The organism is Streptomyces sp. CoH27 (genome assembly GCF_020181035.1).
Taxonomy (GTDB): domain Bacteria; phylum Actinomycetota; class Actinomycetes; order Streptomycetales; family Streptomycetaceae; genus Streptomyces; species Streptomyces camelliae.
The window spans coordinates 55,244-78,167 of sequence record NZ_JAIQYY010000051.1; the positions used below are offsets into that span (position 1 = coordinate 55,244).

The window sequence follows — 22,924 nt, forward strand, 5'->3', positions numbered from 1 at the left end:
CATGACGATCAGAGTTCTCCTCGTCGACGACGAACCGCTGTTGCGCATGGCGTTCTCCATGGTGCTGGAGGCGCAGGCCGACATGGCGGCCGTCGGCGAGGCCGGCGACGGTGCCGAGGCCGTGCGCCTGACCCGTGAACTGCGTCCCGACGTGGTCCTGATGGACGTGCGGATGCCGGGGGTGGACGGCATCGAGGCCACCGGGCGGATCGTGACGCAGTGCCCCGAGGCGAAGGTACTGATCCTGACCACCTTCGACCTCGACGAGTACGCCTTCGCCGGACTGCGCGCCGGAGCCTCCGGCTTCCTGCTGAAGAACGCGCTGCCCGAGGAACTCCTGGCCGCGATCCGCTGTGTGGCCGCCGGCGACGCGGTCGTCGCGCCCCGTATCACCCGGCTCCTGCTGGAGAACTTCGCCCACCAGCTCCCCACCCAGTCCGGCGGGGGCGTCCGCCAGGACGACCGACTGGACCGCATCACCGCTCGTGAACGCGAGGTCCTCACCCAGGTGGGCCTGGGCCTGTCCAACTCGGAGATCGCCGAGGCGCTCCAACTGGCTGAGGCGACGGTCAAGACGCACGTCAGCCGCATTCTGCTCAAGCTGGAGCTGCGGGACCGCGTCCAGGCAGTGGTCTTCGCCTACGAGACCCGGCTCGTCCAGCCCGGATGATTCGCCCTCACGACCCTCATTCCGCAGACAGCAGCCGTGGACGAGCGTGATGTCGCTGCTGCGGCTGTGGCGGTCATGCTCGGGCACCATGAGGGATTCCAGCGCGACACACTTGTTGACCAGACCCGACCGACCTGCTTGCTGCCGCCGACAACGAGAAGTGGGCAGGTCAGCCCGCCATCCAAGCCATCACGGGACTGACGGGACTGAAAGATCAGCATGCAGCCCCACCGGAGCCGGAATGCTTCTTCGGACGGCTCGCGGCCATCTTGACGGGTCGGTCCCGTCAGTCCCGTGTCGCGCGGTCACGCCGACGTCGCTTGCCTGCCGGCTGCTGCTATCTCCGCAGTCTTCTGCGAGCGTGGCGTCTTGGCGCCGACCTTGCCCGGCTCGATGGTACGGGGGTCGACGGCTTCGCCCGGGGCGCCTACCGAGTAAGGCCCGTCAGGCTGCTTGTCGCGGTCGTGGGGCAGGAGGAAGAACGCACGGCGAGCGAAGAGACCGGAGTCGGGGTCGCTGGCAGCGCCCGGCTGGAGGTTGGTGTAGCCGATGAGGCGGCCGTCGCGCGAATAGCGGGGCTTGCCTCTGCGGGTGGGCACCTTGTCGAGGGCCTGCCGGACGTAGTCGAGGTTCTCCGGGTCCTCGATCCAGACCACTTCGGATTCGTCGGTGAGCTGGCTGTCTTGCAGCATCGAGCTCATGGCCGCAGACCCTCCTGTCCCGTGGGCCGGCCCCTGGCCGGATCGTGCGGCACGCTCACCGCTGGTCGTCTGGTTCTGGCAATTATCGCAAGAGTCCTGAACAGGCGGTTGTCGGACTCTGACCGGGGCGTCATCCGTCGGGCTCTGCCGCAGCATCGGCCAGAAGGGCCAGGCCAGGGTAGAGCTTGCGGTCGTTGTTCTTGATCATTTCAGCTGGGGAGGCCAGGCCGAGTTCCTGACGGATACGGCTGGCGAAAGCACGGCTCGTGGCCGGACGGATCCCTTCGTCCGAGCACCAGCGGCCATAGGACTCATAGAGAAGCTTCTGCTCGACCCTCAGCTCGGGATTGGGCTGCCCACCCGCCCCCTTGGTGCACCGCTCGGCGATGAACCGGCCGATGTGGTCCTCGGTCTTCTCATAGGCTTCGGTGGCCAGCCGTACGCTGGCCGGTCCGTGGAGCGGGTCCCTGGTGGCGAGGTACTTCTGGGCGCCCTGGACGAGCCAGTGCAGGATGCCGGGGCCTTCGTCACGGACGAGTTCCTGAGCAAGATTGTCGATCTTGAGTTCGTCGGGAACCTTCCGCTCGAAGGGGATGATCCGCATGCGGCGCCAGAACGCGTAGCCACCGGTGCCCACTTCGGGCCGGTGGTTCCCCAGAAGCCACAGCTTGTGCGTGGGCCGGAAGGTGAAGAAGTCCTGACGCATGCGGCGCGCGGTGATGGTGTCGCCGCCCGTGAGCAGCTTGACCCGGGCCTCGTTGAACTTGTCGTTCGGCTTCAGTTCGGAGCACACCACGATGCGCCGGCCGTGCAGCTCGGTCAGCTCGGTGCTGTGCTCGGTGAACTTCCCCTTCTCCATCAGGAAGCCGGGCGGGGCAGCGTTGGCATAGTCCCCGAGAATCTGCATCATCACCTCAAGCAGCACGGACTTGCCGTTGGCTCCGGATCCGTAGAGGAACGGCAGGATCTGGGCGCCCACGTCCCCGGTGACCGAGTAGCCGAGCAGCAGGTGCAGGAAACCGATCGTTTCCTGGCCCTTGGCGTCGTCGCCGAACGTGTCGCGCAGGAAGCTGCGCCACCGGGGCAGAGGCATGTCTTCCGGGCCGACGGTGGTAGCACGTGAGTGCATGTCCGCCAGCGGGTCGGGCTTGCGCAGTTCACCGGTGCGCAGGTCGACGACGCCGCCCGGAGTGCACAGGGCGTACATGTCCCCGTCCATGGAGTCCGGGTCGAGACTGAGTCCCGGGGCAGCCTGTGCCTGCTGAAGCAAGGCTTTCACGCCTGAGGTGGATTGGGTGCGACGGCGGTGCGCGGCCACCTCGCGGTCGCTGAAAGCTCCGCGCGGGTCGGTGCGCGGCATCTGCTCGGCCATGTCGCCGGCCGCCCACATCGCGCCCTTCTCCCCACCGGTGCGTTTCCACCGGTACTCGTCCCACGAGTACCAGCCCAGGCCCTCGACGTGCCGGAAGCGGTCGCCGTACAGGCGCGCGAACAGCTTGGCGTTACCCCGGTCTGTCAGCTCGTCCGGCAACAGGCCTGCCGGAGCAACTGGTCGGGCCCCGTCACCTCCTGCCTGCGCGGGCAGAATCGCCTGATCTGCACGCAGGCCGAGGTCGAAGGTCGTCTGGCGGATCTGTCCGGCGACGGCCGCGGCGTCGAAGTGCGCCGACTCGGGGCTGCTCATGTGCGTCCCTCGTCAAAGCGCGGGTGGAAAAGGCCAGTCACGGAAGCGCATCTGGTACGACTGCGGCACTCGCCCACATTTCGACCGCAGCGGACGCCTTGGGGGCCTGACGAGCCTGCCGCAAACTGGCCGGGCACTGGAGAGTCCTTGTCCTCACTGATCTTCTTCACCTGGGGGTCAACCCCCACGGAACTGTGTCCGTTGGACCGCGACCCGCCACAAGGACGGACCCAACGGGACTGACGGGACTGAAGCTTCCGTTTGCGATCAGAGGCTAGCGCACACCTCGCCGAGGCAGCACACGCAGCGTGGCGTGTCGAACATTCAGTCCCGTCAGCCCCGTCCGAACCCTGCCCAACGGAAAGCGAGACGACCTGCCGGGACTGGCCCTCCCTTTGGTCCCGCTTCAGTCCCGCTGGCAAAAGAGCAGGTCAGAGCATGCAATCTGTGGATCACGGGACTGACGGGACTCAAGGTCCTATATATAAGCTGCACAGCATAGGTAGTACTACAGAAGTACGTACGCGCGCATACGCGCGCGCCTGATCGGCATAACTAGCAAGCTGAGTCCCGTCAGTCCCGTACAGGAACCCGTTAGGCCTCTGACCAGGCATTTTCTCTGCGGGACTGAAGCGGGACTCAACGGCTCGGTCAGTCCCGCAACCGTCTCGCGCGCTCCAACGGCACAGAGGGATGGCGTCGTACAGGTGGTGCTGAGGCCGTCACCCGCAACACCGGCGTTCAGTCACCCTGCCGTACCCCCGCCGGGCGGACACCTCGACCACGACCCCGGTGCTCGCCGACGCGCACGGATCCGCACCACGACGATGCAGGTTCGCGTCGGCGAGTGCCGGGGCAGCGGGGGTCTGGGGGCCGGCGAAGGCCCCCAGCACCCACGCGCCCCGGCCACGGCTTTTTGAACAGTCCGCCCCACCGTCACCGCAGCCGTACCCCTTCGGGAGAGTCTTGCTGGTGAGCAGACGAGTCAGCCGCTGGTGCCGCCCGAGATGAAAACCTCCGCTCGTTCCGTTAGTGCCGGTGGTCCCACTACCTGTCGTGGCGGTGATACCGGATGTACGGTGCCGGCCCGGACCCGTGGGGGTGGCTGACGTGCTGCGGCAGTAGTCATGTTCCATCGTCGCCCTGTCGCCCCGTCGCTCGTGGAGTCGGTAGGCACGATGTGCACGACAGCTATCGCGCCGGTGCGCTCGCGACGCAGACAGAGCTAGCTTCCTGCCGGGACGTGGCTGAAGAGCACGCTTGTCAGGCCCAGGGTGGAGGGGTGCCTTGGCTTTGGCGGTGCGCTGGTCGGGAGTGACAGTGTGCTGCCCGGCTACGTACACGTCCGTGCGGTCGGTTTGCGAGAGGTCAGCGAGGCTGAAGTCGGGCGCCCCGTTCCGGTGAACCTGGTCGGCAAGTGGCGGATCGAGCAGCACATCGCCGCGCTCAGCCTGCCCGCGACGATCCTCAGGCCGGTGTCCTTCATGGAGAACTCCACCGGCGGATACGCGCTGCGGAACGGAAATCTGTCCACCGGGCTTGCGCCGGAGGTCCCGCATCAGATCATGGCCGTCGACGATGCCGGCGCCGTCGCCGCGCTGGCGTTCTCCCGGCCGAAGAAGTGGATCGGCCGGGAGGTCTCCCTGGCCGGGGACGAGCTCACACCGGTTCAGATCGCCGCGGCATCGGGAAGGCCCTCGGCATACCGCTGCCCTACTTCCAGATCCCGATCGACGCGATCCGGGCCCTGAACGAGGACTTCGCCTACGCCAACGAGTGGCTCAACGCATTCGGCTACCGCGCGGACATTCCCGCCACCCGGAAAATCCACCCCGCCGCGATGGAGTTCGGCACCTGGCTGGAGCGCACCGGCGCGTGCCAGATCGCCGCTTTTCTCGACTCCACGCGCATCGCAGGGCAGGACGTGTGAGCGCCCGCACCCACGGCCTCGGACGCATCGGGATCCGGGCGGGGGACTTCGACCACCTTCCCGCATCCGAGCTCTGTAAGGCCGCCGCCGCGATCGAGGACCTCGGCTACGGCACCCTGTGGTTCCCCGAGACCACGGGACGGGAGACCATGGCGCAGGCCGCGATCCTCCTGTCGGCCACCCGGCACATGACCGTGGCCGCCGGCATGACCGACATCTACGCCCGCGACTCGGTCACGGCCGCCGCCGCGCAGCGCACCCTGGACGAGGCATTCCCCGGACGGTTCCTGCTCGGCCTGTGGGACAGCCACCCCAGCCTCGCCGAGGACATCCGCGGCCATCACTTCGGTCCCCCCTGGCCACCACGCGCTCCTACCTCGACGCGCTGGACACCGCCCCGTTCGGGCCACCCGGCACTGCCGCATCACCGCGCCGCGTACTCGCGGCCCTGCGTTCCGACATGCTCATCCTTGCCGCCGAACGCGCCCGGGGCGCAACGGTGCTGGGCATGCCCATCGAGTACACCCGCACCGCCAGGACCGTCCTCGGAAACGATGCCCTGTTGGCCATCACCCAGCCGGAGCCAACCACGTCGGCCTCCGCCTCCTGACCCCCACACCGGGCATCGCCCCCATCCGCCAGTGGGAACAATGGCCACCCACCTGCTGCCCTGACCGGATCCGTCCACGTGGGAGCCGCAGTAAGACCGCGGCTCCACGCTGCAGCATGCCTGAGCGGTGTCCGACCTGGTCGAGGAACCGCTTCATGCCCTGTGCCGCGCAGGCACAGCCCGGGTGCCGCTGTTCCTGCCATCGTGCCCATGCCGGAGGGCCCATGCCCGCCAGCCGTCATCCCTGCTTGAGCCGCTCCGGCTTGTTTCGCACGTGGATTTGGTCGACTGAGCCCCGTCGGCGACGGGCCTGGGCTTTCGGGAGGCTTCGGGCCTGGTGCGCGTGCTCATCTGACGGGAGTTCCGAACCATTGGGGCAGGCGGCTGAGCAGGTCCTGCTGGTCTTCGCCGACCCATGCCGCGTGGCCGTCCGGCCGCAGCAGCACGGCGGGTACGTCGAGTTCCTCGCTGCCGTCGGCGACATGGTCGACCCGGTCTGCCCAGCCCGCTACCGAGAGGCGGCCGGTCTGGTCGAGCAGCAGCCCACGGCCGCCGTGCATCAGCTCGTAGAGGCGGCCCTGCTTCAACTGCACGTCGCGCAGCCTGCGGCCGAGCAGTGGGTGGCCGTCGCCGAAGTCGTAGCGGACGCCGATCGCGGTGATCTTCTCGATCAGGTAGCGGTTCACTTCCTCGAAGTCCATCAGTTCCGACACCAGCTGACGCACGGCCTGGGGGCCCGGCTCGGGGGAGAGCAGTTCGCTCTGGGCGCGGGTGTTGTCGAGCACGGCGGCGGCTACCGGGTGCCGTTCGGCGTGGTAGCTGTCCAACAGTCCTTCGGGTGCCCAGCCGTCCACTTCGGCGGCCAGTTTCCAGCCGAGGTTGAATGCCTCCTGGATGCCGAGGTTGAGGCCCTGCCCGCCCAGCGGTGGGTGGATGTGCGCCGCGTCGCCGGCCAGCAGGACCCGGCCGACCCGGTAGCGCTCGGCCAGCCGGGTGGCGTCGCCGAAGCGGGACAGGAAGCGGGGTGAGTGCACGCCGAAGTCGGTTGCGGCGATCTCCCGTAGCCGCCCGGTGAACTCATCGAGGGTCGGCGGGACGCGGCGGTCCTCGGCCGCGTTCTCGGCGCGCACGACGAACCGGTACACCCCTTCCTCGTGGGGGGCGGGGCCGAACCGCAGGTCCGCCGTGCCGAGTTCGGCCGCAACGGCAGTCAGCGTCTCCTGCGGGGCGGCCACCTCCACTTCGCCCAGCAGCCACTCGGCTTCGGCAGGCTCACCGGGGAAGCCGACCCCGAGCAGCTTGCGCACGGTGCTGCGGCCGCCGTCGCAGCCGACGAGGTAACGCGAGCGCAGTCGGGTGCCGTCGGCCAGCTCGGCGGTCACCCCGTGGTCGTCCTGGCTCAACCCGACCAGTTCGCAGCCGCGCCGGATCTCGGTACCGAGCTCGGTGGCGTGCTCGGTCAGCAGGCGCTCGGTGGCGGTCTGCGGGATGCCGAGGATGTAGGGGTGTGCGGTGTCCAGCCGTTGCGGTGCCGGCTTTCGGATGCCGGCGAACGAACCACCGATCGGGTACTGCTTGCCGAGGGCGAGGAACCGGTCCAGCAGACCGCGCTGGTCCATCACCTCGATGCTGCGCACGTGCAGACCGAGCGCACGGACCTGCCTGGTCGGCTCCGCGTCCTTCTCCAGCACGAGCACATGCACGCCGTGCAGCCGCAACTCGGCGGCCAGCATCAAGCCGGTCGGTCCGGCGCCGGCAACGATCACGCCGATCATCAAGTCCCTCACTTTCCACAAGGTGTACTTCGGGCAGCGGGGCTCCTCACCGCTTGAGGTGTGAGTTCAGCGGCGCAGCGCGGTCTCCTGCTCCAGGCGCGACAGCTTCTCGGGATTGCGCACGAAATACAGTCCGGTGATCAGTCCGCCCTCGGTCCGCATCGCCAGGACGCCCTCGACCTGCCCGCCGATCCGCATGATCAGTGCCGGGTGGCCGTTGATCTGCGCCGACTTCACCGACGCGGTGCCCGCGATCCTGCCCAGCCCCGCCGTCAACAAGGCAGCGACCGGGTCGGCCCCCACGATCGGCTCCAGCGCGGCCTGGACGGCTCCGCCGCCGTCGCTCAAGAACACCACGTCCGGGGCGAGCTGATCGAGAAGACTCTGCAGGTCACCTGTTTCGACCGCTCGTTGGAAGGCCAGCAGCGCCGCGCGGTTCTGGGCCTGGGACACGGCAGCACGCGGTCGCCGAGCCGCGACATGGTTCCGGGCCCGGTGCGCGATCTGCCGGACGGTGACCGTGTTCTTGTCCACGGCCTCGGCGATCTCGTCGTAGTCCAGACCGAACACCTCCCGCAGCACGAACACCGCACGCTCGGTCGGATGGAGCGTCTCCATCACCAGTAGCATCGCCATCGAGACGCCCTCGGCCAGCTCGACGTCCTCGGCCACGTCCGGCGCGGTCAACAGCGGCTCGGGCAGCCAGGGACCGACGTAGGACTCCTTGCGCCGGCGGAGCGTACGCAACCGCGTCAGCGCCTGGCGGGTGGTGACCCGGACCAGATACGCGCGCGGTTCCTGCACGGCGTCCTGGTCGACCTTCACCCACCGCATCCAGGTCTCCTGCAGGACGTCCTCGGCGTCGGCGGCCGAGCCGAGCATCTCGTAGGCGACGGTGAACAACAGGTTCCGGTTGGCGATGAACGACTCGGTGGCCTGATCGGCACGCCCGCCTTCCAACTGCGGCTCGTCGCCGTCCAGGGTTCGGTCGCTGCGCTCGCTCATCACCGGCTCCATCCGTTCCGGATCTTCGTATTGCCATACACGAGACGCCGACCCCGCAGGTCGCGTGACACCCGTCGACAGTGACGTGAGTCACATGGCTGCGCTGTCACGCCGCTTGGGCCTGTGGGGCTCGCAAAGTCATCGCTGCAGCTCAAGCTGTGTATCGGTACTCGTTGATGACCCCGCTGAGGACGCGGGTGCGCAGGGGCCTGCGGGGCACACGATCGCGCAATACCGCTGGCTGTTCCCGGGGTTCGGGTGGTCGTTGGTCTCGTGATCGGTGTGGCCGATGCGTGTTGTAGTGCTCCTGGTACTCGGCGAGGACCTGGTGGGCGTGGGCTTCGTTCGTGATCAGGATGTGGTCGAGGACCTCGCGCCGGATCGTGCCGATCACTCGCTCGCAGTGGGCGTTCATGCGCGGCGCCTGTGGCGCGTTGAACAGCACGTCCATGTCTTCGGCCTCGAAGACGGCGTCGAAGGAGTTGGTGTACTTGCTGTCGCGGTCGCGAAGAACGAAGCGGAGCGACTCGACGCGTGCGCCGAGGTCGGCGATCAGATTGCGGGCCTGCTGGGCCGCCCACTGCGCAGTGGGGTGAGCAGTGACGCCGGTGATGTGGAGCCGACGGGTGCTGTGTTCGAGGAACGCCAGCGCGTACAGCCGCCTGCCGGTGATCGTGTCCACGTGGAAAAAGTCCGCTCCGCGATGATCCCCTCGGCCTGGGCGGTGAGGAATTCGCTCCAGCTCGGGCCGATACGGCGAGGGGCCGGGCCAATGCCGGCCGCGTGCAGAATTTCCCACACCGTGGACGGTGCGATCGGATGCCCCAGCCTGGCCAGCTCACCCTGGCTCCGCCGGTGGCCCCACCGCGGGTTCTCCTCTGCCAGACGCACAACCAGCTTCCGGAGCGCAGCGGCCGTGGGAGGGCGGCCGGTGCGGCGTCGGCCGGCGTAGTCCCACTTCTTGGCGATCAGCCCGCGGTGCCAGGCCAGCAGCGTCCCCGGCCTGACCGGGAAGACACAGCTCCAGCGCCGACGCGGTATCAGCGACGACAACGCGGCCAGCCAGAACCGGTCCGCGGGCTCGTAGCGGACCGGACCGGCGAGTTGCCGTCGCAGCACCGCGTTCTCGTGCCGCAGCACCAGCAGTTCGGCGTCCTTGGCCGTGTCCCGGCGCAGCAGGACCGCAGGCACGGACAGCATCGCCCGGGTGGCCCGGTACAGCAGCGAGACGATCACTGATACAGCATCCCAGCCACCGCCAAGGGGTCCCACACGCGACCTCCCACCTGCAGCGATGACTTTACGAGCCCCACACCTTGGAGCGCAGGGCGTCCGTGCCGCCTCTTTGCCAGGCGGCGTGCCAGGCATACGCGGACTTCCGCGACACCCGTAACGCCCGCGCGACCTGCGGCGGCTTCAGGCCAGCCCTGAACATCTCGGCAGCCTGGAACCGCACCCGCTCCCGCCGGGCCCGCTCCATCGCGGTCAGGCCACCCCCATCGGGATACCTCATGCCACCGGAATACACCCGCCCGCTGAAGCCGCGTCACCCCGAAGCGCAAACCTCAGAACCGAGACGAGAGAGAGCAGGTGAGCGCGATGACCGGTATCGAGCACGCGGTCGTGGACACCGACCGCGGCAAGGTAGGGGCATCGCGGAGGGCGAGGCGAGCTCCTTCCGAGGCATTCCCTACGCCGCGTCGCCGGTCGGCGAGCTGCGGTTCGCGCCGCCGCAGCCGCACCCGGGCTGGACGGACGTACGGGATGCGGCACAGGCCGGCCCGTCCGTGCCGCAGGCGGCCTCCCGGCTGGAGCGGGTACAGGGGCTGCGCGTGCCGGACTGGAACGAGGACGGCAGCCTGACCGTCAACGTCTTCACCCCGCGCCGGGCGCTCAAGGACGGCGCGGTCCGCCCGGTTCTGGTCTGGTGGCACGGCGGCGGCTTCACCAGCGGCTCCGGCGGCTGGGACTGGTACGGCGGCAGCCGTCTTGCCGCCCTGGGCGACATCGTGGTCGTCACCGCCAACTATCGTGTGGGGCCGCTGGGTTACCTGCACCTTCCGCAGATCGGGGCGGCCAACCTCGGCCCCCAGGACCAGGCTGCCGTACTGCGCTGGGTCCAGGACAACATCGCCTCCTTCGGCGGCGATCCGCGCGCCGTCACCGTCGGCGGGCAGTCCGCCGGGGCCTACTCCGCCCTGATGCTCGCCCTCGACCCCGCAACGAACGGATCCATTACCCGGGTGCTGCTGCAGAGCGGCCCCTTCGGTCTGAACCCGCAGGACCCGCACCAGGCCGCCGAGAACGCCGACGCCTATCTGCGCCTGCTGGGCATCCCGGACGGCGCGGACACCGTGAAGGCCCTCCGCGCCCTGCCGGCCGAGCAGCTGCTGGACGCCTACGGCCGCCTCTCCGTCCAGCTCGCCGTCCCCGGCAACACGGCCCCGCTGATGTACCCGGTCCTCGGTGCCCCGGGCATGCCCCGCCCCCGGCAACAGGCGCTCGCGGACGGCGCCCTGGAGGGCAAGCAGCTGCTGATCGGCACCACCCGCGACGAGGCGACGGCCTTCTTCGCCTTCGACCCCCGCATCCAGAAGCTCACCACCGCCGGTGCCCTGGACGTGCTCACCGCCCACCTCGGCCAGCAGGCCGCCCCAGGACGTCTACCAGCAGCACTCCGCCCGTCTCCCGCAGGCGACACCGGCGCAGATCTTCACCGCGGTGCAGACCGACGGCCTCTTCCGCGACGGCTCGCTTCAGATCGCCGACCACCATGCGGCCGGCGGCAACACCACCTACGTCTACCAGTTCGACTACGCCCCCGCCGAGGACCTGTACGCCCTGGGCGCCACCCATTGCGCCGAACTGCCTTTCCTCTTCGACACCTTTGACGCCTACCCCGACAGCCCCGTCCTTGCCGGGGCCGGTGACGCCCAGCGCGTCCTGGGCCGCGAATTCGCGACCGTCGTCGCCGAGTTCGTCACCGCCGGAAAGATCCGCGACTGGCTGCCCTACGTCCCCGCGACCGCCGCCCGCATCCGTCGCTTCGGCTGAGAGACGGGACGGTCGTGAAGCACGTCTTCCGCAAGCCGACCATCCCTCACTGGGCCGGGTTACTGCCGGTCGACCGCTCACGGGCCGCCGCCACGGTCATCACAGGGCCTGACGAGGGGGCGGGTGTCGACCGTCAGGGCAGGAGTTCGACCACGTCGTACGACACTCCGGGGCTGAGGTAGGCGCTGCCGCCGGAGCCGCTGACGATGTGGATCGTCAACTCCTGGTATGTGTCGGCTGATTTGATCCAGGCGGACGCCGGGACGGTGTAGCTGTAGGTGTGGTTGGTGCCCCGGTACGAGCCGACGGTGAGGGAACGGGTCGTGGGTTCCTTGGCGGGTGCGGGGAGGGCGGATGCCCAGTCGTTGACGGTGATGCGCGGCCTGCCGTTCGCGAACGCCGTGGTGATGCCGATGTTCAGTGTGTGCCCGGAGGCCAACTGCTGTGCTGTCAGCTTGAACCGGATCTTCAGGCCGTCGTTGATGTCCGCCCACTGATAGCAGGGGAAGTCCGTGACGTGGGAGCTTCCCACGGTGTGGATGCCGCCGGTCCAGGGCCTGGCCCGGGCGTCGGAGGGGTGCATGGTGGTCATCAGGGAGGCGTTCTTGAAGCCGCGCGGTGTGCCGCTCCAGTCGCCGATCCGCCAGATCGTGGCCTTGGCGCTGGGGTCGTCGGTGATCGCCATGGTGTGCAGGGAGGTCGTCTTCCCGGCGGTGACGGTGACACTGGCGGTGTGTACCGCCAGTTCCTCCTTGTAGACGGTGAGCGTGTAGGTGCCCGGCAGCATGTACGGAGACAGGAAGCGGCCGGTGGCCGGATCGGCGCTCGCCCAGTAGTGGGCGGCGGAGTTGGCGAAGCCGACGGTGTAGGCGTAGGCGCTGTCACGGCCGGTGATGCCGACGCCGGTGATCCGTCCCCGTCCGCTGCGGCCGACCCAGCCGGCCAGGCCGAGGCTGTCGACCCAGGAGGTGTCGACGCGGTCGTGGTGCAGTGCGGGGGAGGGGGCGCCGCCGTCGGTGAAGGAGAGGATGTACGGGCCCTGGAGGCCGAAGCGCATCGGCTCGGTCTGGTTCTCGCCGTAGTAGAGGATCTCGTAGAGGCCGGCGCCGTCCTCGTAGTGGTGGCGCATGAGGGAGCGGTAGAAGGGGCCGCCGGACGCCTTCTCGTGGTTGCTGCGCACCATCCACATGCCCACCTTGCCGTCGCTCCAGCCGACGTGGGTGTAGTCGATGACGCGCTGGTTGGAGTAGTGCTTGGAGCGGGTGGTGCCGTTGGGCTTGCGGCGGATGTCGTGTGCCTCGATGAGGGTGTCGGTGCGGGCGTCCCAGGAGTCCGGGTTGTCGTTGGGGAACAGGCCGGGCCGCACGCGCACGATGTAACGGGTGGCGGTGATGGAGGCGTCCGCCTTGTTCGTCCACATGTAGACGTTGTTCTCGCCGCGGCGGACGGCGTAGTAGTGGTGCATCGTGCCGTGGACGACGGTGACGAGGATGGTGTCGCCGGTGGTGCGGATGCTCACCGAGGAGGCGCCGAGGCCCGTCTCGACCTGGGAGTTCTGGCCGTTGTAGCCCTGGTACTCGGTGCCCTTGTAGACCAGGCTGGTCAGGTCGCCGTTGCGGTGGTCGACTTTGAGGACGAGGTCGGCGCCGGTGGTGATCACATAGGCGCGGCCGTCGTCATGGTAGCCGAAGGTGCTGGGCGCCGCGTCGGCGTGCGCGAGGAGAGGCCCCGCGACCGCGGCGCCCGCGCCGGCGACGAGTCCTCCGGCGGCGGTTCTGAGCAGGACGTCACGGCGGGTGAGGGGTCGGCGAGCGTGCTGGGGCATGACTGCTTCCATTCGTAACGTTGCTGAGGGATGAGGCTGGAGCGGCTGTCAGGCGCGGAGTTTCCTCAGTTGGGGCACCGCCGTCGGCGTCGTGGTGCGAGGTGATCGCCATACGGCGCTCGACCAGCGTGGACAGCCCCTTGGGGGGCCTTGTCCCAGGCTCCGGCCGGGAGCAGTCCGGCTGCGGCGGCATTTTGAGCACCGCCCATGACCGAGCGATCCCCGGCTGAGAGTTCGCGAGTTTCCGGCGTGCTTCACCGGACGACCGTCGGCCAGCCGCTGGACGTCCACGGCAGGTGGTTGAGTCCGAGCTGAGCGGTTCCGTTGAGGTTGGCGTCGTAGTAGTGGTAGACGAGCATGTCGCCGTCGGAGTCGTGCATGACGGTCTGCCCGCCGGGGCCGATCACGTAGCCGTGCGTGCCCAGGAATTGGGTGCCGCCGCCGGAGGTCATGGCAACGCCGTGCGCGTTGGGGTAGGGGCCGGTGGGGCTGGTGGCGCGGCACGACCATGATCCGGTAGGTGCTGGAGGTGCCGCTGCAGCAGCGGTCGAAGGAAACGAACAGGTAGTGGTAGCCGCCGTACGGATAGATGTAGCTTGCCTCGATCGCATCGGGACGCGGCCGCTGGGCGATGCTGTAGAGGGTGGCGTGGCCGGCGAGTTGCGGCGATGATGGCGCCGAGCGCCAACGTCGTACGACGGGCGGTACGAGGGCGCCGGTGGGACTGAAGGGACACCAGGATGTTCCTTCCGGGAAGGACGAGTGACATCCACCAGTGACCGGGACAGCCGCAAAGGTTGCCGCCTTGAACAACCCTTTGCCTCTTTCCCTGACCGGCAGGCGAGTACGGCCATGCCGCGGCACCGATGAAATGGCTCGGCCGATCGGGCAGTCGTCACGAGCGGCCGGTCCAGTGCCTTTGTGTGCCTGTTCGAGGCTGCTGTCGTCTGCTCGGTATCGCGGCGCTGCAGTTCGGGCGGTAGTGGGGCGTCCGGCATGTACGCGCGTCACCCGGCTGGGGTCAGACCGATGCCTCCTGCCCTGGCACAGACCACGATCGCCACCCACCGGGAACCGGCCACATACCGGTGGCAACAGCTGTCACACCATCATCGACCACACCTGGCTCTGGCGCGCCGACCACGGTGACGGCGTGGGCTGGGAGACCAACCGGGCCGACTACGGCCTCGTCGTCAACGGCGACGACGTCCTCGCCACCGGCCTGTTCGTCGAGCACTTCAACAAGTACGACGTGCAATGGAACGGACAACGCGGCCGCACCATTTTCTTCCAGAACGAGAAGGCGTACGACGCCCCGAACCAGGCAGCCATCCAGAACGGCTCCATCAACGGCTACGCGGCCTACAAAGTGGCCGACGCGGTGACCACACACGAGGCATGGGGCCTCGGCAGCTACTGCAACTACAACGTCGACCCGACCATCGTCCAGCACAACGGCTTCGCCGCCCCCACCACACCAGGCGTGAAATTCCACGACCTCCTGGTCATCACACTCGGCGGCGGCCAGTACGAGCACGTCATCAACGACACCGGCACCCCGACATCAGGCACATCGACCATCCCCTCCACCGTGGTCTGCTATCCCTGAGCTCCCCGCTCATCGGCAAAGACTCGCTGGCCACCCCGGCAGCAGAGCAGGATCAGGCAGGGGGTGGCCAGCATCGGCTCCGGCAGCGTTCACTTCACGCACGATGCCTTCCACTCGGGCCATCGACTGCCCGGGTGATCGCCACGGCCGGACCGGTCTTCGTTGGGCCCGTGGTCGGGGCGAGGGTGCCCCGACCACGCTCCCGCTGATGGCGTCCATGGGAGTGAAGGAGAAGGCACGGGCGGGATAGGCGGCGCGGCCGGGGATCAGGGCGCGTGCTCAGTTGGTTACGCGTCGGCGGGGCCGCCGCGCCCGTGCCGCCGTCAGCGCGGCGGCGACGCCAAGCGGGGGACGTCGGCGGGGGAGAAGCCGGGGCGCCCGGTGCAGGCGTGCGGGGTGGTGCCACCGGCCGGAGGCGTCGCGGGTGACGGCGACGCCGACCTGGGCACGCCGGAGCCGCAGCCACAGTCGCGGGGCCGCCCGGCGGGACGGCTCCCGAAGTCGCCTCGCCACCCGGCGGCATGACGAGGGCCAAGCTGCGCTATGCAGGGGGTTGATATGCAATTGTGGCGAAAGTCGGGAGTGGGCCATGATCCCGTCTCATGCCGGACATCACGCCCTCCAGTCCCCGACCCGTCGCCCTCGTCACCGGTGCGGGCGGACGCACCGTCAACATCGGCTCCGCCGTGGCCCGCCGCCTCGCCGAGACCGGCTGGGACGTCGCTTTCACCTACTGGCGCCCCTACGACGAAGTGAAGCCCTGGAAGCCCGAGCCCGATGCGCCCACCGTGCTCGGTCGCCAGTTGGGCAGCCTGGGTGCCCGGCACAGCGCTGTGGAAGCAGACCTCGGAGACCCGGCCGTCCCAGCGGCCGTCTTCGACTCCGCCGAGAAGGACCTCGGGCCCGTCAGAGCTCTGGTGATGTGCCACTGCGAACAGCGCGACCTGAACCTCCTGACCACGACCGTGGACAGCTTCGACCGGCACTTCGCGGTCAACGCCCGAGCCGTATGGCTGCTCATTCGCGAGTTCGGGCGGCGCTTTCAAGGGACGACCGACGATGCCGACCCCGGGCGCATCATCGCCTTCACCAGCGACCACGTCGTCGGCAACCTTCCCTACGGCGCCAGCAAGGGCGCCCTGGACCGCATCACCCTCGCCGCCGCCCACGAGTTCGCCCATCTTGGTGTCCGCGCCAATATCGTCAACCCCGGCCCCATCGACACCGGGTGGATGACGGACGAGGTCCGCGCTTCCGGCAGCAGGCAGACGCCGGCGGGGCGGATCGCGGGCCCCGAGGAGCCCGCCAATCTCGTTGCTTTCCTCTGCTCCCCGCAAGGCCAGTGGATCAACGGCCAGCACCTCTTCAGCAACGGCGGCTTCCGCACCGCTCTCTGAAAGAGAGCCGGTCGAGCAAGTATCGGCCTCGAACCACTGAGCGACATCACTTCTCACTGGCGCGGATTTGAGCTGGATCTGGTCGCCTTCGGGCAGGGCGTCGGGGTGGGTGAGGATCCAGCGTGTGACGCTCGGGCTGATGGCGGCCGGGGGCCAACCGATTGGGGCTTGCCGCGAAGAGTCCTGCTGACGTAGTCACGGACGCTGGCGTAGCCCCGGGGATAGCCCTCGCGGTGGTGTGCGTCGCCGTGCGGCGGGCCTTGCGAGGTGAGTGTCTATGAGCTGTTCGGGGAGCCGGTGGTGCGGTGCTGGCGCGCCGTGACCGGTCAGCTTGCGCCAAGGCCGCAGGATGACGAGACGGGCGGGCGGACCGGCCGGCCCCAGTCCCCGGCGCCTGTGCAGCCCGCGGGGCCTGTGCAGTCCGCGGGACCGCCCGCCCGGCTGGGCCGGACTCCCAGCGGTGCAGCCGCGCGGTGCCGGTGCGTCGCGTGCGCAGACGGGAAACCGCTCGGGACGTGAAGGCGGCTTCCGCCGCCCGGGCCTCGGGCCCGCCGTGTATCCGGGTGGGGACATGCCCGCAGGTCTGGGGTTCTCCTGGACCGACGATGGTGCCGACTGTGCCGGAAAAGCCACTGGTCAGGAGAAGGGTGCTGGCCGCGGTGGTGCTGAGCCCGGTATGTTGGGTCAGGAGCGCGACGAAGTAGGTGGATGCCGTGTAGTGCCCTGCGGTGACAGTGGCATTGATGGCAAAAGTGAGCAGCAGACGGGCGTTGGCCAACGCCTTGAGCTGGGCCGACAGGCCGAACACAGGCTCCGGCGTGGGCTCCGGCACCAGGCGGACGGCCGCCATCAGGACACCCATGTCAGGGCGGCCAACGCGCCGTGGACGGCACGCCAGCCGAACACGTCTCCCAGCAGAGTGCTCGCGGGAACGCCGACGACGGCGGAAACGGTGATCCCTCCGAAGACGATGGCGACAGCACGTCCTCGCCGCTCAGGGCCGGTCATCGTCGTGGCCAGGGTCAAGGCCGTCACCGCACACATCGCGGCGGCGGTCCCTGCGAGCATCCTGGCCACCAAGAGGACCGGGAAGTACGTGGCAAGAGCGGTGACGCCGTTCCCGGCAGCGAGCGCAACCGATGCCCCACAAGGACTTGTCGACGGGACAGATGACTCGTCATCGTGGTGATCCCGGGGCCCAGCAGCGCGACGGCCACGGCGTACGCGGAGACGAGGGTGCCTGCGGCGCCGGTGGAAACCTGCAAGTCGGCGCTGATGGCCGGCAGTAGTCCCGCGATGGCGAGTTCGCTCGTGCCCAGGACGAAAGCACCCAGTGCCAAGACAGCCAGAGCTGGCATGGTGCTGGCTGGTGAGTCCCAACCGTGGGGGAACACGTTCGCATGACACCTCTTGAACTTGAAGGGGGACTGTACGGGTTGTGCAGCGCTGATGACCGGCACGGGCATGTGAAGAGGGCCCGGTGAGAGCTGTGCGAGGGGTCCGCAACAATGACCAGATCCGAACGACGCGCCGCCCGTGCGGCCGGGCCGGGGCCGCACAGCGGGCGTGCGTCGCCCGCATCGCGGGTACCGGCCGGTTCCGGGTGAAAGGGGCGAAGAGGCGCACGGAGGAGTTCGGGGAGTCCCACGAGGGCATCGCAGGAGCGGTCCTCGCCGCGCCGTCGAGAGCTTCGACCACAGGCCGAGAGCTTCGACCACAGGCCGGACCGTCACCTCGACGGGCCACTTCCCCCCTAAAAGGGAAGGAAATTTAACCAGTCCTGCTGAAGATGCTGCCGTCATGGTGGTGCCGTGGAGCAGAGCGCATGCACAGTCCTCCCCTGTTGTTGGTGACCGATTTCGGTCTGTCGAGGAGGACAAGTCATGCGTAGGCGGCGCTCATGGAGCAGATCCTTGGGGTACGCGGCCACGGTCGGCGCGTTGCTGGTCGTAGGGGGGCCTGGGGTGCTTCCCGCGTCGGCCCATACGGCGGATGCGGTCGTCAGCTGTGCGGGGAGCAACACGATCGAGTTCTCACCGGGGTTGGGGTTGCGGCCGCGGCACACGTGGATCAGCGGAAGTGGTCAGTACACCTGTCTCTCCACGGATCCAGCGGTAAAATCGGGCAAGTCCGCCATCCTGGGGAGCGGTGAGAACAGCTGCCTGGTGTCCGGTTCGGTCACCGAGGAGCGCATCACGTGGAACACCGGAGAGCAGAGCACGGTGATGTACGACCTGGGGGTCGTGCCGCAGCCTGTCGGTGAGGCCGTGGTGCTGGCCGGGGGAAGAGTGGTGTCCGGCAAGTTCAAGGGCAGGACGGTGCTCTCTCCGGGCGCCCAGATCACGATCAATCCGCTGCAGTGCGCCACGGCCAAGGGGGTGGAACTGATCACGGGGCCGTCGACCCTGGAGATCCTGTGACCGGAGGGCTCCGAGCCGCCGAGGGGACTCTCGCCTTTCGGTCCTTACAGATCCGCGCGTGACGGTCGCTCGTTCATCATGAGGACGAGCGATCTGCCAAAGCGGCGCGCGGAGCCTCCAACGATCGGCCGTCACGAGGACGGCGACAGCCTCCAAGGCCTCGGGAAGGCGGGTCGTGTGAATGGCGGTCAGCACCTGGCCCTGGTCCACCTGAACGATGAACTGCAGCACCTGGACGCGGATGACCGCAGCGGCGGCACGGGCTCCGCACCGCCGGCCGTAAACGCCCTGGGGTCCTGCCGAAGGGCCTGTCCACAGCGCCGAGCAGGCGTCGCCTGCGGAACGACGTCACGTCGAGAGCATGGATTGTCCGTCGCCGTCGGGGGCGTGGGCACGTCCGGCCTGGACGACGAGGTCGAGCGTGGCATCGATGTCGGCCCGGGTGGTGGCGGGGTTGATGGTGCACATACGCAGAGCGGTGCGTCCCCGCACGCGCGTGGTCAGCAGCATGGCCTGGCCCGTGGCGCCGACGGCGCGGCTGACGGCGTGCTGGAACTCGTCCAGCATGTCGGGGTCGGTGGTGGCTTCGGCGGGCAGGTAGCGGAAGGTGAGGATGCCGAGGCTGGGCCCGGTGACCAGGTCGAGTTCCCGGTGGACGCTGATGCGTGCGGCAGCGTGGTCGGCGAGTTGGAGGCCGTGGTCGACAGCACGGCGGAACGCGGCGGCGCCGAAGGTCTTCAGCGACAGCCACAGTTTGAGGGCGCGCAGGCCGCGGGACTGCTGGGGACCGTAGTCGTCGAGGTTGATCTCGTCGCCGTGCGCCTCGGCTGGGTGGAGATAGCCGGTGTCGAGGTGGTGGCGTGCCATGCGGAAGGTGTTCTTGAGAAGTTGAGGGTCGCGGACCAGCACGCACCCGGCTTCGTAGGGCTGGAAGAGCCATTTGTGGGGGTCGATGGTGAGGGAGTCGGCCTGGCCCAGCGCGGTGCGCAAGTGGCGGCCCCGGGAAGTGAGGGCGACGGCGGCGCCGTGGGCGCCGTCGATGTGCAACCACAGCCGGTAGCGGCGGCAGAGGGTGGCGAGCTCGGCGAGGGGGTCGATGGCTCCGGTGCTGGTGGTGCCGAGGGTGGCGACGACGGCGAAGGGCCGCAGCCCGGCGGCGAGATCGGCATCGAGGCGTGCGCTGAGAGCATGGGGATCGAGACGCTGGGCGTGGTCTGGTTCCAGGGCGATGAGCCGGCTGCGGTCGAGGCCGAGCAGATGGGCGGCGCGCGCGATGGAGGGGTGTGCCTGGGTCGAGCAGTATAGGCGGGCTTTGGTGAGGTCACCGGCGAGGTGGTGGTCCCGGGCGGCGGCCAGGGCGGTGAGGTTGGCGAGGGAGCCGCCGCTGACGAACAGTCCGCCGAAGTCGTCTGGCAGGCCGAGCAGTTCACGCAGCCAGGCGATGGTGGTCAGTTCGATGCGGGTGGGTCCGGAGCCCACCAGCCAGGCCCCCGGCACGCTCAGGAAGGCCGCGGACAGCAGGTCGGCCAGGGCCGCGGGGTAGTTGCCGGTCGTGGGCACGAACGCGAAGCAGCGGGGGTGGTCGAAGCGGATGCCGAGCGGGAGCACGTCCTGGGCGAGCCGCTCCAGCAGGGCCGTGAGGTCACTGCCTTGCTCGGGGAGGGGTTCGTGCAGCCATGCTTCGAGGTCGGCAGGTCCGGCGGCGGCGTGCGGCGGGTGGTGGGCGACGTGCTGCAGCCGTTCGACGACCAGGTCGATGGCTCGGTGGCCCGCCTGCCGCATCCAGGCCACCGGCAGGGCGAGTTCGCCGGGGCGGTAGGGGGCGTCGTGAGGCTCGTGGGGCCGGGGAGGGGTCATGCCGGGTCACCCACCAGGGTGCGGATCTGCTCGGTCCATGCCTGCGCCCGGGGACCGAGACCGGGGCGCGCCGTGAGGGGGCACAGTCGCTGTCGGGTCTGTACCAGCACCAGTTCGTCACCTGCCCGGACCGGGCCGGGCGCGGCGTGCGGCCACAGGACGGCGGCATCGTCGGCGAGATGGGACAGGGCGGTGTCCGGGCAGGGCCCGTGGAGGGCGCCGTCCTCGGTCAGTTGGTAACGGCCCGCGCGAGGCAGAGCGCCGAGCCGGCCGGGCCGGGGCGCGTGCACGACGATCTGGCTGAGGGGCGGGACCGGGTGAGCGTCGTACTGGGCAGAGGGAAAAGCGGGCAGCAGACAGGCGAGGATGTGCAGCCCCAGGGAGGGCAGCAGCCCGGCTGCGGCTTCGGCGGCCTGAACCAGCGAGACGACGGTCTGGAAGCGGGGGTTGATCTCCACGACCAGCGGCCGTTCTCCGTCGACGAGCAGGTCCAGGCCGAAAACTCCGCGAAATCCGTGGCGGCGCAGCACCTCGCCCACCTTGCGGGCGGTCTCCCGGACGCTCGTGTACAGCGGCGCGGGCAGGTCGGCGGGGTCGAGGAGCTGGTTGCCGCAGTGGGTACCCCATCCCGGGGTCAGGGCGGGCAGCCCGACCAGTTGGTGGGAGACGGCGGAGACCACTGTGCGGTCCGCGCCGACGCACGCGCTGACGGTGAGCGACGGGCCCGCGACCAGTCGGCTGAGCTTGAGCTCGTGCCCCTCCCAGCGGGCCAGGGCGGCGGCCAGCCGGCCGGGACCGGGAATTAGGACGGTGCCCTGGCCGATGAGGTTGTTCTCCCGGCGCTGCAGCACCGCCTGCTCCCAGCCGCCGGGCCAGTACGCCGAGGCCGGCCGGCGGTCCGACGCCGGGATGAGGACGTGGTCGGGCACCGCCACGCCCGCCTCGGCGAGCAGTGGCAGAGAGTCGATCTTGTCCGCGGCCCGTTCCGTGATCGCGGCGGGGGCGGCCAGGAGCCGGCGGCCGTGCTGCCGCGCCCACACGTGGGCGTGGTCGCCGTGTTCGGGTGCGAACGCCACGGACAGGTGCCGTTCCGTACGGGCCGCGGAGGGTTCCCGGGGCGCCGTAGGCCGAGTGGTCAGCAGGGGTGAGACCGGCACATGGCGCAGCCAGTCGACGACGGGCAGGAAGGAGGCGGGCAGGAACGCGGACCGGTCCAGGAACACCACCTCGTCCACCAGGTCGCCGAGCAGGGCCAGCCCCTGGTCGGCGGCCACGCCTTCCAAGGCGGTCACGGCAGCGACGGGTGCGCCTTCCAGGGCGGGGGCGGCGGTGGGGGCGGCAGGGTCGGGGGAGGGCACGGGAAGGCTCCTTCGCAGGGAGGCTCGGCTGTCGCCAGAAGGCATGAGGGGTATACGGGGCCGGCGCCTGAGGCGGTCCGGCCGCCTCGGACACCGCGGTCGTCGGCCGGTCAGCTCCCGTCGGGAACCGCGCTGCGACGCGCCTGGCGCGCGGTCGCCTCGGGTCCGGTTGCCGCATCGGCGTACGGGTGCAGCAGGCGGCGCCGCGCGCCGGCCAGGCGGGTGAGGGTGGCCGGAGCATCGTCGTGGCCGCCCACCAGGGAGGGACGGCGGCCGACGAAACGGACGCAGACGCCGTGATGGGCGGTGTGGACCTCATCCAGAGCGGCGCTCAGCTCCCGGTGCGGCGTACAGCCCCCGCAACGAGCGCCCGCGTGCACCGAACCCCAGGTCCGCAGTTGCTGCACCAGGGTGCGGTGGTCGGCGGACCACAAGCCGGAAAAGCCGTCCATCGTGTGCGCGGGCGGCTCCATAGAGGGGCGTACGACCGCTGCGTAGGCGTGAGGGGTGAACGAGGCGGTCAGACGCATCGCGGCGGCGCAGGCGCGCAGCAGGACCGCGGCGGTATGGGTACCGGCTGGCGCGGGGTGGCGCCGCGTGCCGTGGGCGGTGCCGTCGCGCAGAGCGACTACGGTCGCCTGGGTGAGGGCGAGGAACAACCGGTGCCCTGCCTTCCACCGGGTCAGCGGCGCGTCGCCTCCACGCCCGGGCGGCGTGGATTCGGGTAGACCGCATGCTGCCAGTGCCGCTCGCAGCGCCGGTTCGGCAAGCGGTGATGCCCAGGCACGCACCTCGGCGACGGCCGAGCCCAGGGCCTGGACGAGCGTGTGCGCCGGTGCGTAAGGGGTGCGGGCGATGCCGAAGTATGCGTCGTAGTCGGCCTCCCGAGCATTGGGCAGGGGCCGGGCGGGTCCGTGATGTGTGGGTGCCGGACGCGCGGCCGCGTCGCTCAGTGCGGTGAGGTGGGCGGGCAGCAGTTCGGGTGGGGACAGCCACAGGGGGCTCGTACGAGTGGTCATGGCTCCAGGG

At 69.5% G+C, this 22,924-nt stretch carries 17 protein-coding genes and 4 pseudogenes; 9 read left to right on the top strand and 12 right to left on the bottom strand.

The genetic code is table 11. The annotated features are described in order from the left end of the window. The first annotated feature begins 1 nt into the window (after window position 1). On the top strand, window positions 2-670 hold the full coding sequence (locus tag LE548_RS42535) for a response regulator transcription factor (protein ID WP_225102411.1): 669 nt from the start codon (window positions 2-4) through the stop codon (window positions 668-670). 305 nt (window positions 671-975) lie between these two features. On the opposite strand, the gene LE548_RS42540 is transcribed toward LE548_RS42535, so the two are convergent. Together LE548_RS42540 and LE548_RS42545 are read right to left on the bottom strand one after the other, a co-directional pair. Continuing rightward, window positions 976-1,371, bottom strand: coding sequence for a DUF6009 family protein (locus tag LE548_RS42540; RefSeq protein WP_225102412.1), 396 nt, complete (start codon window positions 1,369-1,371; stop codon window positions 976-978). A gap of 130 nt (window positions 1,372-1,501) precedes the next feature. Next, complete coding sequence (locus LE548_RS42545) at window positions 1,502-3,055, bottom strand: phage/plasmid primase, P4 family (RefSeq protein WP_225102413.1); 1,554 nt, start codon at window positions 3,053-3,055, stop codon at window positions 1,502-1,504. A 1,400-nt stretch (window positions 3,056-4,455) separates the two neighbouring features. Here LE548_RS42545 and LE548_RS42550 point away from each other — a divergent pair. From LE548_RS42550 to LE548_RS42560, 3 genes and pseudogenes are all read left to right on the top strand, one after another. Beyond that, on the top strand, window positions 4,456-4,806 hold the full coding sequence (locus LE548_RS42550) for an NmrA family NAD(P)-binding protein (protein WP_225102414.1): 351 nt from the start codon (window positions 4,456-4,458) through the stop codon (window positions 4,804-4,806). A gap of 175 nt (window positions 4,807-4,981) precedes the next feature. Beyond that, a pseudogene (locus LE548_RS46855) lies at window positions 4,982-5,317 on the top strand (LLM class flavin-dependent oxidoreductase); the annotation flags it as partial. 128 nt (window positions 5,318-5,445) lie between these two features. Beyond that, a complete protein-coding gene (locus LE548_RS42560; protein WP_225102440.1) occupies window positions 5,446-5,595 on the top strand; it encodes a hypothetical protein in 150 nt (49 codons plus the stop codon). A gap of 347 nt (window positions 5,596-5,942) precedes the next feature. On the opposite strand, the gene rox is transcribed toward LE548_RS42560, so the two are convergent. The 4 genes and pseudogenes from rox to LE548_RS42580 form a co-directional block, all read right to left on the bottom strand. Next, complete coding sequence (gene rox, locus LE548_RS42565) at window positions 5,943-7,370, bottom strand: rifampin monooxygenase (RefSeq protein WP_225102439.1); 1,428 nt, start codon at window positions 7,368-7,370, stop codon at window positions 5,943-5,945. A 66-nt stretch (window positions 7,371-7,436) separates the two neighbouring features. After that, window positions 7,437-8,375, bottom strand: coding sequence for an RNA polymerase sigma-70 factor (locus tag LE548_RS42570; RefSeq protein WP_225102415.1), 939 nt, complete (start codon window positions 8,373-8,375; stop codon window positions 7,437-7,439). 151 nt (window positions 8,376-8,526) lie between these two features. Further along, a pseudogene (locus LE548_RS42575) lies at window positions 8,527-9,611 on the bottom strand (integrase core domain-containing protein). Between the two features lie 64 nt (window positions 9,612-9,675). Further along, complete coding sequence (locus tag LE548_RS42580) at window positions 9,676-9,888, bottom strand: helix-turn-helix domain-containing protein (RefSeq protein WP_225102416.1); 213 nt, start codon at window positions 9,886-9,888, stop codon at window positions 9,676-9,678. On the opposite strand from LE548_RS42580, the pseudogene LE548_RS42585 reads away from it, so the two are divergent. Continuing rightward, window positions 9,887-10,912: pseudogene (locus LE548_RS42585) on the top strand (carboxylesterase family protein); the annotation flags it as partial. The gene LE548_RS42580 and the pseudogene LE548_RS42585 overlap by 2 nt on opposite strands. A gap of 73 nt (window positions 10,913-10,985) precedes the next feature. Then, window positions 10,986-11,429, top strand: coding sequence for a carboxylesterase family protein (locus tag LE548_RS42590; RefSeq protein WP_225102417.1), 444 nt, complete (start codon window positions 10,986-10,988; stop codon window positions 11,427-11,429). A gap of 133 nt (window positions 11,430-11,562) precedes the next feature. Here the strand turns inward: LE548_RS42590 and LE548_RS42595 are convergent, their stop codons facing one another. Further along, a complete protein-coding gene (locus tag LE548_RS42595; protein ID WP_225102418.1) occupies window positions 11,563-13,254 on the bottom strand; it encodes a rhamnogalacturonan lyase B N-terminal domain-containing protein in 1,692 nt (563 codons plus the stop codon). Window positions 13,255-13,508: 254 nt separating this feature from the next. Beyond that, complete coding sequence (locus LE548_RS46290; RefSeq protein WP_308031097.1) at window positions 13,509-13,706, bottom strand: hypothetical protein; 198 nt, start codon at window positions 13,704-13,706, stop codon at window positions 13,509-13,511. Window positions 13,707-14,347: 641 nt separating this feature from the next. On the opposite strand from LE548_RS46290, the pseudogene LE548_RS42605 reads away from it, so the two are divergent. Both LE548_RS42605 and LE548_RS42610 read left to right on the top strand, forming a co-directional pair. After that, window positions 14,348-14,863: pseudogene (locus LE548_RS42605) on the top strand (coagulation factor 5/8 type domain-containing protein); the annotation flags it as partial. Window positions 14,864-15,465: 602 nt separating this feature from the next. Beyond that, window positions 15,466-16,260 carry an SDR family oxidoreductase gene (locus tag LE548_RS42610; protein ID WP_225102419.1) on the top strand — a complete coding sequence of 265 codons (795 nt, stop codon included), beginning with the start codon at window positions 15,466-15,468 and terminating at the stop codon, window positions 16,258-16,260. Between the two features lie 849 nt (window positions 16,261-17,109). Here LE548_RS42610 and LE548_RS42615 read toward each other — a convergent pair. After that, window positions 17,110-17,916: an MFS transporter gene (locus tag LE548_RS42615; RefSeq protein WP_308031100.1), complete on the bottom strand. Its 807-nt coding sequence runs from the start codon at window positions 17,914-17,916 to the stop codon at window positions 17,110-17,112. A gap of 509 nt (window positions 17,917-18,425) precedes the next feature. Here LE548_RS42615 and LE548_RS42620 point away from each other — a divergent pair. Then, window positions 18,426-18,680 carry a hypothetical protein gene (locus LE548_RS42620; RefSeq protein WP_225102421.1) on the top strand — a complete coding sequence of 85 codons (255 nt, stop codon included), beginning with the start codon at window positions 18,426-18,428 and terminating at the stop codon, window positions 18,678-18,680. A 348-nt stretch (window positions 18,681-19,028) separates the two neighbouring features. Here the strand turns inward: LE548_RS42620 and LE548_RS42625 are convergent, their stop codons facing one another. From LE548_RS42625 to LE548_RS42635, 3 genes are all read right to left on the bottom strand, one after another. Further along, complete coding sequence (locus LE548_RS42625; protein ID WP_225102422.1) at window positions 19,029-20,537, bottom strand: pyridoxal-dependent decarboxylase; 1,509 nt, start codon at window positions 20,535-20,537, stop codon at window positions 19,029-19,031. Continuing rightward, window positions 20,534-21,895, bottom strand: coding sequence for an ATP-grasp domain-containing protein (locus tag LE548_RS42630; protein WP_225102423.1), 1,362 nt, complete (start codon window positions 21,893-21,895; stop codon window positions 20,534-20,536). Before LE548_RS42630 ends, LE548_RS42625 begins: the two co-directional genes overlap by 4 nt. 110 nt (window positions 21,896-22,005) lie before the next feature. Then, on the bottom strand, window positions 22,006-22,914 hold the full coding sequence (locus LE548_RS42635) for a hypothetical protein (RefSeq protein WP_225102424.1): 909 nt from the start codon (window positions 22,912-22,914) through the stop codon (window positions 22,006-22,008). Window positions 22,915-22,924: the final 10 nt, after the last annotated feature.

Coding starts and splice junctions, on each gene's coding strand:
- LE548_RS42535 (WP_225102411.1), top strand. CDS start 2: ATGACGATCAGAGTTCTCCTCGTCGACGACGAACCGCTGTTGCGCATG.
- LE548_RS42540 (WP_225102412.1), bottom strand. CDS start 1,371: ATGAGCTCGATGCTGCAAGACAGCCAGCTCACCGACGAATCCGAAGTG.
- LE548_RS42545 (WP_225102413.1), bottom strand. CDS start 3,055: ATGAGCAGCCCCGAGTCGGCGCACTTCGACGCCGCGGCCGTCGCCGGA.
- LE548_RS42560 (WP_225102440.1), top strand. CDS start 5,446: ATGCTCATCCTTGCCGCCGAACGCGCCCGGGGCGCAACGGTGCTGGGC.
- rox (WP_225102439.1), bottom strand. CDS start 7,370: ATGATCGGCGTGATCGTTGCCGGCGCCGGACCGACCGGCTTGATGCTG.
- LE548_RS42570 (WP_225102415.1), bottom strand. CDS start 8,375: ATGAGCGAGCGCAGCGACCGAACCCTGGACGGCGACGAGCCGCAGTTG.
- LE548_RS42580 (WP_225102416.1), bottom strand. CDS start 9,888: ATGAGGTATCCCGATGGGGGTGGCCTGACCGCGATGGAGCGGGCCCGG.
- LE548_RS42595 (WP_225102418.1), bottom strand. CDS start 13,254: ATGCCCCAGCACGCTCGCCGACCCCTCACCCGCCGTGACGTCCTGCTC.
- LE548_RS46290 (WP_308031097.1), bottom strand. CDS start 13,706: ATGACCTCCGGCGGCGGCACCCAATTCCTGGGCACGCACGGCTACGTG.
- LE548_RS42610 (WP_225102419.1), top strand. CDS start 15,466: ATGCCGGACATCACGCCCTCCAGTCCCCGACCCGTCGCCCTCGTCACC.
- LE548_RS42615 (WP_308031100.1), bottom strand. CDS start 17,916: ATGCCCTCGTGGGACTCCCCGAACTCCTCCGTGCGCCTCTTCGCCCCT.
- LE548_RS42625 (WP_225102422.1), bottom strand. CDS start 20,537: ATGACCCCTCCCCGGCCCCACGAGCCTCACGACGCCCCCTACCGCCCC.
- LE548_RS42635 (WP_225102424.1), bottom strand. CDS start 22,914: ATGACCACTCGTACGAGCCCCCTGTGGCTGTCCCCACCCGAACTGCTG.